Annotated in this window: 14 protein-coding genes and 1 pseudogene; 13 read left to right on the forward strand and 2 right to left on the reverse strand. The window is 34.4% G+C overall.

The window, feature by feature from the left end; translation table 11 throughout:
- The first annotated feature begins 69 nt into the window (after window positions 1-69).
- The 7 genes from BKP45_RS14090 (at window position 70) to BKP45_RS14120 (ending at window position 7,091) form a co-directional block, all read left to right on the forward strand.
- On the forward strand, window positions 70-1,446 hold the full coding sequence (locus BKP45_RS14090; protein ID WP_071390329.1) for a cobyrinate a,c-diamide synthase: 1,377 nt from the start codon (window positions 70-72) through the stop codon (window positions 1,444-1,446).
- Complete coding sequence (locus BKP45_RS14095) at window positions 1,439-2,959, forward strand: cobyric acid synthase (protein ID WP_071390330.1); 1,521 nt, start codon at window positions 1,439-1,441, stop codon at window positions 2,957-2,959. The genes BKP45_RS14090 and BKP45_RS14095 overlap by 8 nt, the downstream gene beginning before the upstream one ends.
- On the forward strand, window positions 2,952-3,998 hold the full coding sequence (gene cobT, locus BKP45_RS14100) for a nicotinate-nucleotide--dimethylbenzimidazole phosphoribosyltransferase (protein WP_071390331.1): 1,047 nt from the start codon (window positions 2,952-2,954) through the stop codon (window positions 3,996-3,998). Before BKP45_RS14095 ends, cobT begins: the two co-directional genes overlap by 8 nt.
- Before the next feature lie 11 nt (window positions 3,999-4,009).
- Window positions 4,010-4,570 carry a cob(I)yrinic acid a,c-diamide adenosyltransferase gene (gene cobO / locus BKP45_RS14105; RefSeq protein ID WP_281243172.1) on the forward strand — a complete coding sequence of 187 codons (561 nt, stop codon included), beginning with the start codon at window positions 4,010-4,012 and terminating at the stop codon, window positions 4,568-4,570.
- A gap of 35 nt (window positions 4,571-4,605) precedes the next feature.
- Entirely contained in the window at window positions 4,606-5,454 is an 849-nt protein-coding gene (locus BKP45_RS14110) for a GHMP family kinase ATP-binding protein (RefSeq protein ID WP_071390333.1), read from the forward strand.
- A 245-nt stretch (window positions 5,455-5,699) separates the two neighbouring features.
- On the forward strand, window positions 5,700-6,632 hold the full coding sequence (locus BKP45_RS14115; protein ID WP_071390334.1) for a D-2-hydroxyacid dehydrogenase: 933 nt from the start codon (window positions 5,700-5,702) through the stop codon (window positions 6,630-6,632).
- A gap of 66 nt (window positions 6,633-6,698) precedes the next feature.
- Entirely contained in the window at window positions 6,699-7,091 is a 393-nt protein-coding gene (locus BKP45_RS14120; RefSeq protein WP_071390335.1) for a thiol-disulfide oxidoreductase DCC family protein, read from the forward strand.
- Between the two features lie 202 nt (window positions 7,092-7,293).
- Here the strand turns inward: BKP45_RS14120 and BKP45_RS14125 are convergent, their stop codons facing one another.
- Both BKP45_RS14125 and BKP45_RS22625 read right to left on the reverse strand, forming a co-directional pair.
- On the reverse strand, window positions 7,294-7,782 hold the full coding sequence (locus tag BKP45_RS14125; protein WP_071390336.1) for a phosphatase PAP2 family protein: 489 nt from the start codon (window positions 7,780-7,782) through the stop codon (window positions 7,294-7,296).
- 84 nt (window positions 7,783-7,866) lie between these two features.
- Window positions 7,867-8,016 (reverse strand): hypothetical protein, encoded by a 150-nt coding sequence (locus BKP45_RS22625; protein WP_169824129.1) that lies wholly within the window; start codon window positions 8,014-8,016, stop codon window positions 7,867-7,869.
- Between the two features lie 385 nt (window positions 8,017-8,401).
- Between BKP45_RS22625 and BKP45_RS14130 the strand changes: the two genes are divergently transcribed.
- From BKP45_RS14130 to BKP45_RS23345, 6 genes and pseudogenes are all read left to right on the forward strand, one after another.
- Window positions 8,402-9,697, forward strand: a complete 1,296-nt coding sequence (locus BKP45_RS14130; RefSeq protein WP_071390337.1) for a voltage-gated chloride channel family protein — start codon at window positions 8,402-8,404, stop codon at window positions 9,695-9,697.
- Between the two features lie 27 nt (window positions 9,698-9,724).
- Window positions 9,725-9,874: pseudogene (locus BKP45_RS21680) on the forward strand (transposase); the annotation flags it as partial.
- 173 nt (window positions 9,875-10,047) lie between these two features.
- Window positions 10,048-10,203 carry a transposase gene (locus BKP45_RS21685; RefSeq protein WP_407639604.1) on the forward strand — a complete coding sequence of 52 codons (156 nt, stop codon included), beginning with the start codon at window positions 10,048-10,050 and terminating at the stop codon, window positions 10,201-10,203.
- A 9-nt stretch (window positions 10,204-10,212) separates the two neighbouring features.
- Window positions 10,213-11,301 (forward strand): IS200/IS605 family element RNA-guided endonuclease TnpB, encoded by a 1,089-nt coding sequence (gene tnpB / locus BKP45_RS14135; protein WP_071390338.1) that lies wholly within the window; start codon window positions 10,213-10,215, stop codon window positions 11,299-11,301.
- Window positions 11,302-11,701: 400 nt separating this feature from the next.
- Window positions 11,702-12,232, forward strand: coding sequence for a GNAT family N-acetyltransferase (locus BKP45_RS14140; RefSeq protein ID WP_139193838.1), 531 nt, complete (start codon window positions 11,702-11,704; stop codon window positions 12,230-12,232).
- Between the two features lie 47 nt (window positions 12,233-12,279).
- Window positions 12,280-12,411 carry a hypothetical protein gene (locus BKP45_RS23345; RefSeq protein WP_281243174.1) on the forward strand — a complete coding sequence of 44 codons (132 nt, stop codon included), beginning with the start codon at window positions 12,280-12,282 and terminating at the stop codon, window positions 12,409-12,411.
- Window positions 12,412-12,455 lie beyond the last annotated feature (44 nt).

Genomic DNA, 12,455 nt, shown 5'->3' on the forward strand with positions numbered 1-12,455 from the left:
ACAAAGAAAAATCAGGGAACGTCACGATTTCTGTTGCCGTTATCCCTTTTTAGAAAGGTAGGAAAGAAATTGACAGAAAGACGAATAGTTATTGCAGGTACGGGTAGTGGGGTAGGAAAAACGACGATCACAATTGGATTAATGGCCGCATTACAGAAAAAGGGTTATGTGGTTCAAGGCTTTAAATGTGGACCAGATTATATCGACCCTACTTACCATACGGCTGTAACAGGAAGAAACTCTCGAAATCTTGATAGTTGGATGTTAAATGAAGAAACCGTAAAAGGTATATTAGTAAATGGAAGTAAAGGAGCCGACATTTCAATCATTGAAGGGGTTATGGGCTTTTATGACGGAAAAGATCCAAGGAGCGATAAAGGAAGTACAGCAGACATTAGTATCTTAACAAACAGTCCAGTTATCCTTGTCGTTAATTGTTCTAGTATGGCTCGTAGTGCTGCAGCAATTGTAAAGGGATTTCAGTGTTTATCTGAAGAGGTAAACGTTGTCGGTGTGATAGCTAATCGTGTCGGAAGTATTGGACATTTTAGTCTTGTAAAAACAGCGATTGAACAAGAATGTCAAGTTCCTGTCATTGGTTATTTACAGCGAGAGTCAGATATTGAGATGCCTGAAAGACATTTAGGGTTAGTCCCTTCCATTGAACGCGGTGAGCTTGATGACTTTTTTAATCAACTTGGTGATTTAATTTTAGAAAACATCGATATTGACAAATTACTAGAAATTTCAAAAACGGAACCTTTAGAAATTGAGGAGACATTTACACTTTTAGATAAAAAAGAGGAGAAGGCTTGTCGGATAGCTGTCGCGAAAGATGCTGCTTTTAATTTTTATTATCAGGAAAATATTGAACTTCTTGAAGCATTCGGAGCAGAAATCGTTTATTTTTCACCTTTGGCAGGTGAAGTTTTACCAGAAAATATTGACGGTTTATATCTTGGTGGCGGGTTTCCAGAGGAATTTGTTGATGAACTTTCTAGCCATGATAACGTAAAACAATCAATAAAAACGGCAATCCAATCTGGCATGCCAACTCTTGCTGAATGCGGTGGATTTATGTACTTAACAGAAGCAATTGAGACAACAAGTAATGAAGAATATGAAATGGTAGGGATCATTCCAGGTAAAGTAACGATGCAAATAAGACTAGCTGCTCTTGGATACCGTGAGATAACTGGAAAAAGTGGCAATTTCTTTTTACCAAATGATTTACAGGCAAAAGGACATGAATTTCATTATTCAACCTTTCATTCAAAAAACGAAATCCCTTATGCATATGAAACAAAAGGAATGCGTGGTGTCTCACTTGAAGGTTATATGATGAAAAATTTGGTTGCTGGTTACACTCATTTTCATTTTGCTTCTTGTCCTGAAATGGTAGAAAATTGGATACTAAAATGTAAGGAGACAAAACGATATGAGTAAAGCTCTACCACTCATGATTCAAGGTACTCATTCAGATGCGGGGAAAAGTGTCATTGTGACGGCTTTTTGTAGGATATTTAAGCAGGATGGTTATCTTACTGCCCCCTTTAAATCACAAAATATGGCTCTAAATTCATATATCACTATAGATGGAAAAGAAATTGGAAGAGCTCAAGGTGTTCAGGCTGAAGCTAGTGGTGTGATTGCTACAACCGATATGAACCCGATTTTAATTAAGCCAAATCGAGCAAATGAGTCGCAAATTGTCGTCCATGGAAAGCCGTATAAAAATATGCAAGCAGGTCAGTATCGTAGTGAATTTTTTTATCAAGGGTTACAGCTGATCGAAGAAGCTCTTACATCTTTATCTGAAAAATATGAAAGAATTGTCATAGAAGGGGCTGGTAGTCCCGCTGAAATTAACTTAAATGATCGAGAGCTTGTCAATATGCGTGTGGCAAATATGGCAGATGCCCCGGTTATTCTTGTTGGTGATATTGATAAAGGAGGCGTTTTTGCTAGTTTAGTAGGAACTCTGCAACTTTTGTCTGCTAGTGATCGTGATCGAGTCATTGGGGTGATCATCAATAAATTCCATGGAGACATTAAGCTTTTAGAGCCTGGTTTAACTTGGTTTGAACAATATACAGGCAAACCCGTTCTAGGAGTGATTCCTTTTTTACCAAACTTGAATATTGAAGCCGAGGATTCTGTTATTCTGGATCGATATAAACCTGGTGTAGATCAATCTAAGGACATTGATATAGCGGTTATTCAATACCCGAAAATTTCAAACTTTACAGATGTCGATCCTTTTTTTGTTGAGTCAGACTGCCATGTTCGTTTTATTACAAAAGCAGATCAATTAAAGCAGCCTGATCTCATTATTTTACCAGGAAGTAAAAATACAATTGAAGATTTACTGTTTTTGAAAAAGACCGGATTGATGGATAAAATTTTAGCTTTACATAACGATCAAAAGCCTTTCATCTTTGGGGTATGCGGTGGTTATCAAATGCTTGGCTTATCGATTGAAGACCCTTATGAAATAGAATCAAATTTTCAAATAGAAACTGGTTTAGGTTTATTGCCATTAAAAACGACAATAACAAAGGAAAAAACAACGATTTTATCAGAAGGAACCCTTTCATTTGGAAAGTATTTTACAAAAGTATCAGGCTATGAAATTCATATGGGAAAGACATCATTTGTAGGAGATTATGAACCGTTCATTCAGATGGAAGATAGAGAAGAAGGTTGTAAAAATGCAGATGAACGTGTTCTTGGTACGTATTTTCACGGCATTTTTCACAATGATGAGTTTAGAAAAAATCTTTTAAATCAAATACGTGCAGATAAAGGATTGCATGAAATGAATGATCGAGTGTCGTACCAACAAATCCGCGAACAAGCCTTTGATCGACTAGCTGATCATGTACGCAAGCATGTGCAATTAGACAAAATAAATGAGAAAATGAAGGAGTTTCATTTGAGGAGGAAAACAAATGACTAACGATAGCAACTATACTATGCCCGCACTTGATAAAGATACTGGTCATCAGGTCAACGAATATATGAATACACTAACCAAGCCGCCAGGGAGCTTAGGGAGATTAGAAGAGTTAGCAAGAAATTTAGCCGAAATGACTTCAAACCCATTTCCGATTGTTACACCACCTGGGGTTATTGTATTTGCAGCGGATCATGGTATCACTGATGAAGGCGTTTCAGCATTTCCAAAGGAAGTAACAGGTCAAATGGTGAAAAACTTTTTAGCTGGCGGTGCGGCAATTAATGTATTTAGCAAGCAAATTTCTGCTCAATTTGAAATTGTCGATATTGGTGTTGCAGCTGATATTGAAGGCGAAGCATTAATATCAAAAAAGGTTCGTTACGGAACTGGCAATTTTTCTAAAGAAAATGCAATGACTAGAGAGGAAGCAGAAAAAGCGATTGAAGTTGGTTTTGTTGAGGCAGAAAAACTTATTCAAAAAGGGATAAAATGCCTTATTTTAGGTGAAATGGGGATTGGCAACACGACAACAAGCAGTGCGATTTTGGCTGCTATTAGTGGGAAAGAAGTACACGCGCTCGTTGGCTTTGGAACGGGCATTCCAAAGGATAAAATCATTCATAAGCAACAAGTCATTGAAGAAGCACTAAAAATAAGAAAGCCTAATCCTACTGATGCCATTGATATCCTGTCTAAAGTTGGTGGTTTAGAAATTGCCGGAATGGCAGGCGCAATGCTTGCTGCAGCGAGTAATCGAATCCCAATTCTAGTTGATGGATTTATTTGTACCGTAGCTGCACTAGTTGCGAAATTGATTAATGCTGACGTGGCAAATTATATGATCGTTAGTCATCGCTCCGTTGAACCAGGTCATCAAACAGCAATTAAGCTTTTAGAAAAAGAGCCATTAATTGATTTAGGTTTACGTCTTGGTGAAGGAAGTGGTGCTGCGATTGCCTTTCCGATCTTACAATCTGCTACCTTAATGTTAAAAGAAATGGCCACATTTACGTCAGCAGGCGTTAGTGATAAAGCATAAATTTAAACAACGTGGAGGGAAAGAAGGAAATGGAAAATTGTGATAAAGGATTGACGTTAGTCTATACAGGTGATGGAAAAGGTAAAACAACTGCAGCTATGGGGCTAGCCATTCGAGCAAAAGGCCAAGGAAAAAAAGTGTTGATGCTTCAATTTATTAAATCGAAAGACCGTACATACGGGGAGAAGATCATGTTCGAAGAAATTGGGATCGAGATGCATCAGCTAGGTATAGGTTTTACGTGGACGAAAACGCCTGAAGAGCATCGCGTCGCATTAAAAGAAGCATGGGCGTTTGCAAAAGAGAAGATCTTATCAGAACAATATGATGTGATTATTTTAGACGAATTAAACAATGCTCTTGCTATTAATAGTTTTCCAGTAGATGACGTCCTATCGTTAAATGAAGTGGTTGATATCATCCAAAATCGTCATGAAAAAATACATCTCATTATAACGGGTCGCTCCGCTAAAGAGGAAATAGTAGCAATCGCTGATTTAGTAACCGAAATGAAACCGATCAAACATTATTATGATAAAGGCATTCCTGCTGTTAAGGGAATTGAATTTTAACGTTAAACTGCTTTGAGAAGAAGGTGTCATTAAAAATGAAAATAGGCATAGGCTACTGTCATGGTACATTTGGAGAGCTTGTTCAGGGTATCATTAATGAAAAGGATCCGTTTTTAATACCATTACCAATACAACTTTATAGCAAAGCTGTTTTCTTGCCAAGATACAACGTAAAAGAAATTGAAGCAAATAAAAATAAATGTAAGGCAAGCTTTGCTTGCCAACTTCTTCTTGATTATTATCAACTGAATCACGGTGGTCATTTAGTGGTTCAATCTCAACTACCTACCGGTAAAGGAATGGCAAGTAGTAGCGCTGATATAGTTGCTTCCTTACGTGCAGTAGCCGACTGCTTATCTTTACCCTTAACAGAAAAACTTATTTCAGAAATCGCAACAAAAATCGAACCAACAGATGGAATTATGTATGATGAAATTGTAGCCTATAATTATCTCAACGGAACCGTAATAGAAACATTTGGTAAGTTTCCAGAACTATTACTATTTGGAGTAGATATAGGTGGTTTCATTGATACACAGCAGTTTAATCTAAAAGAAAAAAATTATTCGATTGATGATAAATTACGATTAAAAAAGGCTTATGATTTAGCTAAGAAAGGTTTAACTGAAGGTCATATTTCAAGTATTTTTAAGGCCTCAATGATAAGTGCAAAAATTAATCAAAAAGTACTTCCAAAGAAACATTTTGAGGAAATGGAACGTCTATCTAAAGTCTATCGGGGTGGTCTTGTAGTTGCGCATAGTGGTACGGTTATTGGAATTTTAATGGATCCAAACAAACAAAATGGCAAGCTGAAAAGGTTATTAATGGATATAGGAGAAATAACAGGAAGTCCTCCATTTATTATGAAAGTTTTAACATAGAAAAAATCTGTGAATACACAAAAACAATATTCAATATTATCTAGATTAAACTAGCCATTTCTGGAATGAATTGGTTGGTTTATTTTTTTAGTTTACAATATTTATGATATAGTTTAGTAGTCATAAGGTGTTTAAATATAGATAGATCATATGATCTGGTGATATATTTAACCTTTTTCATACAGTGTTTACTTTATACCATAGTTTAAAGTAATGAAAATCATAACGTGTAAGAGGAGTAAAAGATGAAGATCGAAAACATATTAGTAGTTAGTCCAAAGTTTCAAGAAATCGAAGACATTATGAACAAAAAAGAAATACAAAAAAATGTTAAATTTTTATCAGAAGAGGAAATGAATGACGACCACTTAGATTGGGCCGATGCATTTGTAGCTTTTAATCTAAAATCTACTTATGATTATAGCAAAGTTAAATGGGTTCATTCTTTTGGGGCAGGTGTCGATAGCTTTTTATTTAACAAACAGTGGCCTGGCAATGTCTTATTAACGAGAACCATTTGTTCTTTTGGGCAACGAATAGGAGAATATTGCTTAAGTTATATTCTAAAAGATGTTCAATTCCATGATCTATTTCGTGATTTTAAGAAACAAAGAAACTGGCAGCAAAAAACTCCTAAATTATTAAGTGAACAAAAAGTATTAATTTATGGAACTGGAGAAATCGGTTTGAAAACAGCACAGATTCTCGCTTCATTTGGGGTAACCGTATACGGAGTATCCTTGAGTGGAAAACAAAAGCATCCGTTTAATGAAGTGTTTCGTATAGATGATCATTACTCTATATTAAATGAGGTACACTATATGATTAATACGTTACCGTTAACAGAAAAAACGGCACTCCTATTTAACAATTCTTTGTTTTCTTGTGTATCAAACATCGGGTTTTTAAATGTTGGTAGAGGATTATCACTAGATGAACATGCATTACTCGACGCATTAAATCATAAAAATGTTCGATTTGCTGTTCTTGATGTTTTTACTACAGAACCACTGCCTGACGAGCACCCGTTATGGAGTCATCCAAATGTATGGATAACACCGCACATCTCAGCTGTAACAACTCCAGATGAGGGGGTAGATTGTTTTATTAAGACACTTGGAAATATCGAAGCAAATAAGCCGCTTTTGAACAAAGTTGATACAAATAAAGGGTTTTAAAAAGTTTGTTAAGCTTAAATGACTTAGTTTCTTATGGATTTGATAAAACCTAAAAGAGGGATAAATATGGATAACATCATATTATTTGATGGTATATGTAACTTTTGTAATCACAGTGTTCGATTTATTATTAAAAGAGACAAGAATGCCGTTTATAAGTTTGCTTCTCTTCAGAGTAATATTGGGCGGGAATTAGTAAGTAAACATAATATTCCTACAAATATAGATAGTTTAATCCTTATTGAAAATAATCAATGCTACTATCAATCAACAGCAGCATTAAAGATATGTAAGCATTTAAAAGGTGCATGGAAGTTACTATATTGTTTGTTAGTAGTTCCAAGGCCAATCCGAAATTATCTTTATCACATAGTAGCAAAAAATAGATACAAATGGTTCGGGCAAACAGATAGTTGTTTACTACCGTCGCCCGAGTTGAAAAAGCGGTTTTTAACATGAAATCCTACGTATTAAGCCTTACAATGAATATTACATATTTATTCATAAATTTCGGTTCACTAGCGGAATAACATCCTTAAATACGCGAAACAATTGCTACTAGTTACAGAAATGGTGTACCTTACAGATAATTTAATGAACATTATCTAAAGGATCATGTTGTTGTTTACACTCTATTCGTTTCTATATTATAGGACGTCTTTCATAAACGTTTATTAATAATAAAGCTAGTTAAGCTGCTAGTAATAGCACTACCAATAATATCAGTAGGATAATGGTGTCCTACCCAAATACGTGATATACCCGATAGCGCTGAAAATCCCATAAGAATTGAGCCTACTATTCGTTTATGAAGGAATATTGAAGTAGATACTGCAAATGCCAACAAAGTATGTCTACTTGGGAATGATGACGTCAGCTTAGAGGGAATAAGAATCCCAATACGTCGTTTAACAAATGGACGTGGTTTATAATAAAATAAGTTTATGAAAGAACAAATAGAAAAAGAAAATACAATGGATAGTATTGTTTGTCGTGTTAATTTTTTAATGTGTAAACTTCGCAAAGATATAAGAATTAAAATGAATATAAATAAAAAATTAGATTTTTTGGAAACTTCTATCATAAACTTATCTACTAATGGGTATCGTCCTGCTAAGCCATTGATTGCTTTAAATATTTGGTCATCCATAAGTTAATCTCCTTATTTTAGTATTAGTTAGTATGTTCTGTAGTTACTTTGTATGAGAAAATGGAAAAAAGGGTTGAGATATTATTAAATGGTTTTTTTATTTGAAAGAAGTATTACTTCTTTTTTTATTATTGGAGATTTTTCAATAGATTTAAGTTGCTTTTTATCCGTTTGGGTTTCCCATATGCTATATTTCATTGTATTATTTGGTACATCTTTGTTTTCGCTTGTCAAATGAATCACCCCATTCTTTATATATTGAGTTTAATTTGTTAAAAGGTGAAGCTTTTTATGCAAGTGTAATCCTTTTATTATGTAAAATAAAATGTTAAATCTTAAAAGAGGGCTGTCATGCAGTCCTCTTTTAGTCTTGTAAAGAATAATGAAGATAAAGTATAAGATGGTGGTATGAAAATTGTAATAACTTTGGTTGAATTTGAATAATTTTCCTATTTTAATTAATTATAAAAATGATATGAGTAAAAGAGGAAAATTACTTATGCTTTAAGGAAAACTTTTAAACGTAATAGGTCCAACCCTTATAATGCATAATACGAAAAAACAAGATTTTTAATACTTTAATCAACTTCAGTCTATTACGAATTGGGAGTAATATATTATGAATACAAAACTAAAATATAAAATCTTTATATCAACTTTGTTTAAATGGGGATTTTGGGCTGCAATCATTGGAGCTATTATCGGTTCAACAACCGCTTTTTTATTAACTACTAACGACTTTCTTGGCAATGAAATACGTGAGAAAAATTCATGGTTAATCTTTTTTCTTCCTTTAGGTGGGATTGTTTTAGGTTACATATATATGAATTTTGGAAAAAGTAATGGAAATGACATAGCAAAAGGAAATAACCTTGTAATAGAGGGTGTGCATGGAATTTCAAAAGTGTTACGAAGAATGGGACCATTTGTCTATTTAGGAACATTTATTACTGTCTTATTTGGGGGATCAACAGGACGTGAAGGTGCAGCAATTCAAATGGGTGGAAGTGTTGCAGAAACAGTAAATCAATATTTCAAAGTAAATATACTCGATACAAAGATTTTATTAATGAGTGGAATAAGTGCTGGGTTCGGATCTGCCTTTGGTACTCCTATTACAGGAGCTATATTTGGAATGGAAATGGTTGCTATTGGTAAACTAAAGTACGAAGCACTACTATCTTGTCTTGTAGCAAGTTTTGTTGGACACTACGTAACAGAAAAAGTATGGGGAGTAGGGCACGAAAACTTTATTATACAATCTGTCCCTGAACTATCGATTTTGTCGTTTTCTAAAGTTATTATTTTGGCCATTATATTTAGTCTTGTCAGCGTTACTTATTGCCAATTAAGGCATGGTATACAAACTGTTTCAGAAAAATACTTTAAGAAAAACCATATAAAAAGAGCTTTTTTCGGAGGATGTGTAATAGTCATTTTAACGCTTATTGTAGGTTCTACAGACTATAATGGGCGAGGTTTAGACATGCTTGAAGAATCGTTTAAAGAAGCCATTCCTCCTTTTGCGTTTTTTGCAAAACTAATTTTTACAGCGGTTACAATGGGAAGTGGTTTTGTAGGAGGAGAAGCAATCCCACTGTTTTTTATTGGAGCAACATTAGGGAATGCTTTATCGCCATATTTTGATATGCCAATGTCCTTTCTTGCCGCATTAGGTATGATAGCGGTATTTTGTGGCGGTGCTAACACACCCTTAGCAGTTTTTCTTTTAAGCGTTGAGATGTTTAATGGAAAAGGGGTAGAATATTTTTTTGTCGCGTGTATAGTTAGTTATATATTCTCTGGTCACCACGGACTTTGGCCATCTCAAACAGTCTTTGCACCGAAAAGCCGACTTTACAATACAGTAAATGGAGAATCAATTGGGACGATAGAAAAAAAGAAAAAGCATTAAGTGTACGGATGAGTGATATTGTAAGGACAGTCATATAACATTACGATTGAAGACTGGAAGCACGACAAAGACCATGTTCATGTAATGTTCAAGGCACATCCTAATAGTGAATTGTCAAAGTTTCTAAATGCGTACAAAAGTGCAAGTTCTCGCTTGATAAAGCTGAACTTCAATCAGTGGGGGTTTTCCTTCATCCCCCACTGATTGTTAGTTCAACTTATACCACAGGCATAAGAATAACTAATCATCAGCTATCACTGATGAAAGTTATTCTATATCGGACCTTTAGGGGCAGTTTATCCCCCACCTAAACTTCTCGATTTTCTTAAGTTTTGAGGTGGGGGTCTTACTTGCCCCTTAAGTGTGGGATAAAACGTGACTTCCCTATTATCCGCAATAAACTTTGGAAAGAAATGTTTTGGACAAGAAGTTTCTGCTTGATTACAACAGGCAGTGCTTCCATAGAAACAATCAAGCAATATATTGAAAAACAAGGCAAAAAGTAGGTGTAGAGAATGGTGAAAGCATATAAATATCGTATTTATCCAAATGAGGAACAGAAACTATTTTTCGCAAAAACTTTTGGATGTGTACGTTTTGTGTATAACAAAATGCTTTCTGATAGAATTGATTCTTATAAGGAATCTCAAGAAAAAATTGATAAATCTATCAAATATCCTACACCTGCAAAATATAAAGCTGAATTTTCGTTTCTAAAAGAAGTAGATAGCCTTGCTTTAGCCAATGCCCAAATGAATCTAAACAAAGCATACACTAATTTCTTTCGTGACAAATCTGTTGGATTTCCAAAATTCAAAAGTAAAAAAGACAATTATCGTAGTTACACAACGAACAACCAAAAAGGAACAGTCTACATTGAGAATGGCTATATCAAGCTACCAAAACTAAAAACACTGGTACGAATCAAGCAACATCGATTATTCCAAGGTTTGATTAAGTCTGTAACCATATCCCAAACACCAACTAACAAATATTTTGCTTCCGTTCTTGTTAAGGAAAATGAACAACTATTTCCTAAAATCGACACAAGAGTGGGTATTGATGTTGGCTTGAAAGACTTCGCCATATTGTCTAATGGCACAAAATATGAAAACCCAAAATGGTTGCGAAAAGCTGAAAAAAGATTAGCTTTTTTGCAACGCTCTTTGTCACGGAAAAAGAAAGGTTCTAAGAATCGAAACAAGATTCGACTACAAGTAGCAAAACTTCACGAAAAGATTGCTAATCAACGTAACGATTTTCTTCACAAGATAAGTAACGAAATCACAAACGAAAACCAAGTTATTGTGATTGAGAACTTGAAAGTGAAGAATATGCAAAAGAATCATAAGTTAGCGAAAGCCATCAGCGAAGTGTCTTGGTCTAAATTCAGAGAATATCTAGACTATAAAGCAACGTGGAAAGGCCGTGACTTGATCATCGCACCTAAGAATTATGCAAGTAGTCAATTATGTTCTTGCTGTGGCTACAAAAACAAAGATGTAAAAAGCCTGAATCTTCGTGAATGGACTTGTCCAGAATGTAAAACCCATCATGACAGAGATATAAACGCAAGTATCAACTTGCTAAAACTAGCCATGTAATTTGGTATTTTCTAAAGGGGTAGGGACTACCCTTAAAGCTTGGTAAATATAGATAGCTAGTAAAAGTATCTAGTTCCCAAGAAGCTCCCACTTCAATCAGACAGTAAGGTCGGATAAGTGGTGAGTAGTTCACCCAGTAACTGAAAGAAACAAATATATAATTGTTAATTGACTAACACTTGCTAACCATGGACAAGTTTAACGCGATATTGGTATAATTAACCTAGATAGATTACTAATGTTGGGGCCTGTATTGATAAGGAGTTGGTAAATATGGCAGTTAGTATGAGGAAAATACCTGTAGTTAGAGGGAAAGATGCAAGTAAATTTATCAATAGGTCAAAGAGAAATGACGAACTTATAAAAAAAAGAAAAGAGAGTTATTTAAAAAGTGTTAGAAATGACTATAGATCACAAGAAAATATCTGTTCGACAAATTCGTCTAAATGATTGTTTCCATTTAAAATCTTTTACATGTAATAATCGTTCAATCGAGGCCTTTCTTAAAAATGAGGCTTATCCATCGACTATAGAAATGGATGCTAGTACTAGTCTTGTTTTTTATGAAAATGAATTAGTTGGTTTTTTTACATTGAAGCCGGATAAAATAGAGGTAGAAGATGAGGAAGAGGGCATTAAACATGTGATATGTTTAGAAATTTCTAGAATTGCTACTTCTTCAAGTTATCAAGGGCGTGGTATAGGTACCTTTATGCTTTTACACATTGTTAATTTAGCTAGAAGTGTTAATTATCGGTATATCGTTCTTGATGCCTTAATTGAAAAAGCAGATTGGTATATTAATAGAAATTTTATTCCCTTGGTTGAAAGTGAACATATTGTTAGTAACGAACATGGCTTGGTATACATGTATAGGGACTTGTACGATGTTGAATTAGTTGAAACGTTTTATGATGAATTAACAGGATAGTCTAAGATTTAACCACCTTACATAACATTTATTGAGGTGGTGTTTTTATGATAAATAAAAGAGAGAAACCAAAGTTATCTGGATTAGATGCAAAAAAATTCAAGAAACGATCAGAAAAAAATCAAAAATCAGCAAAAAATAAAGCAAATTTTTATAGAAAAAACATCAAAAACTCTTGAAAAGCACTTCCTAAACAGGATGGTGCTTTTTGGATTTTAATAAA

The sequence above is a fragment of the Anaerobacillus alkalidiazotrophicus genome (assembly GCF_001866055.1).

Bases quoted from the DNA above. Each gene is read 5' to 3' on its own strand.
- BKP45_RS14095 (WP_071390330.1), top strand. From the start codon at position 1,439: ATGAGTAAAGCTCTACCACTCATGATTCAAGGTACTCATTCAGATGCG.
- cobT (WP_071390331.1), top strand. From the start codon at position 2,952: ATGACTAACGATAGCAACTATACTATGCCCGCACTTGATAAAGATACT.
- BKP45_RS14110 (WP_071390333.1), top strand. From the start codon at position 4,606: ATGAAAATAGGCATAGGCTACTGTCATGGTACATTTGGAGAGCTTGTT.
- BKP45_RS14115 (WP_071390334.1), top strand. From the start codon at position 5,700: ATGAAGATCGAAAACATATTAGTAGTTAGTCCAAAGTTTCAAGAAATC.
- BKP45_RS14120 (WP_071390335.1), top strand. From the start codon at position 6,699: ATGGATAACATCATATTATTTGATGGTATATGTAACTTTTGTAATCAC.
- BKP45_RS14125 (WP_071390336.1), bottom strand. From the start codon at position 7,782: ATGGATGACCAAATATTTAAAGCAATCAATGGCTTAGCAGGACGATAC.
- BKP45_RS14130 (WP_071390337.1), top strand. From the start codon at position 8,402: ATGAATACAAAACTAAAATATAAAATCTTTATATCAACTTTGTTTAAA.
- tnpB (WP_071390338.1), top strand. From the start codon at position 10,213: ATGGTGAAAGCATATAAATATCGTATTTATCCAAATGAGGAACAGAAA.
- BKP45_RS14140 (WP_139193838.1), top strand. From the start codon at position 11,702: ATGACTATAGATCACAAGAAAATATCTGTTCGACAAATTCGTCTAAAT.
- BKP45_RS23345 (WP_281243174.1), top strand. From the start codon at position 12,280: ATGATAAATAAAAGAGAGAAACCAAAGTTATCTGGATTAGATGCAAAA.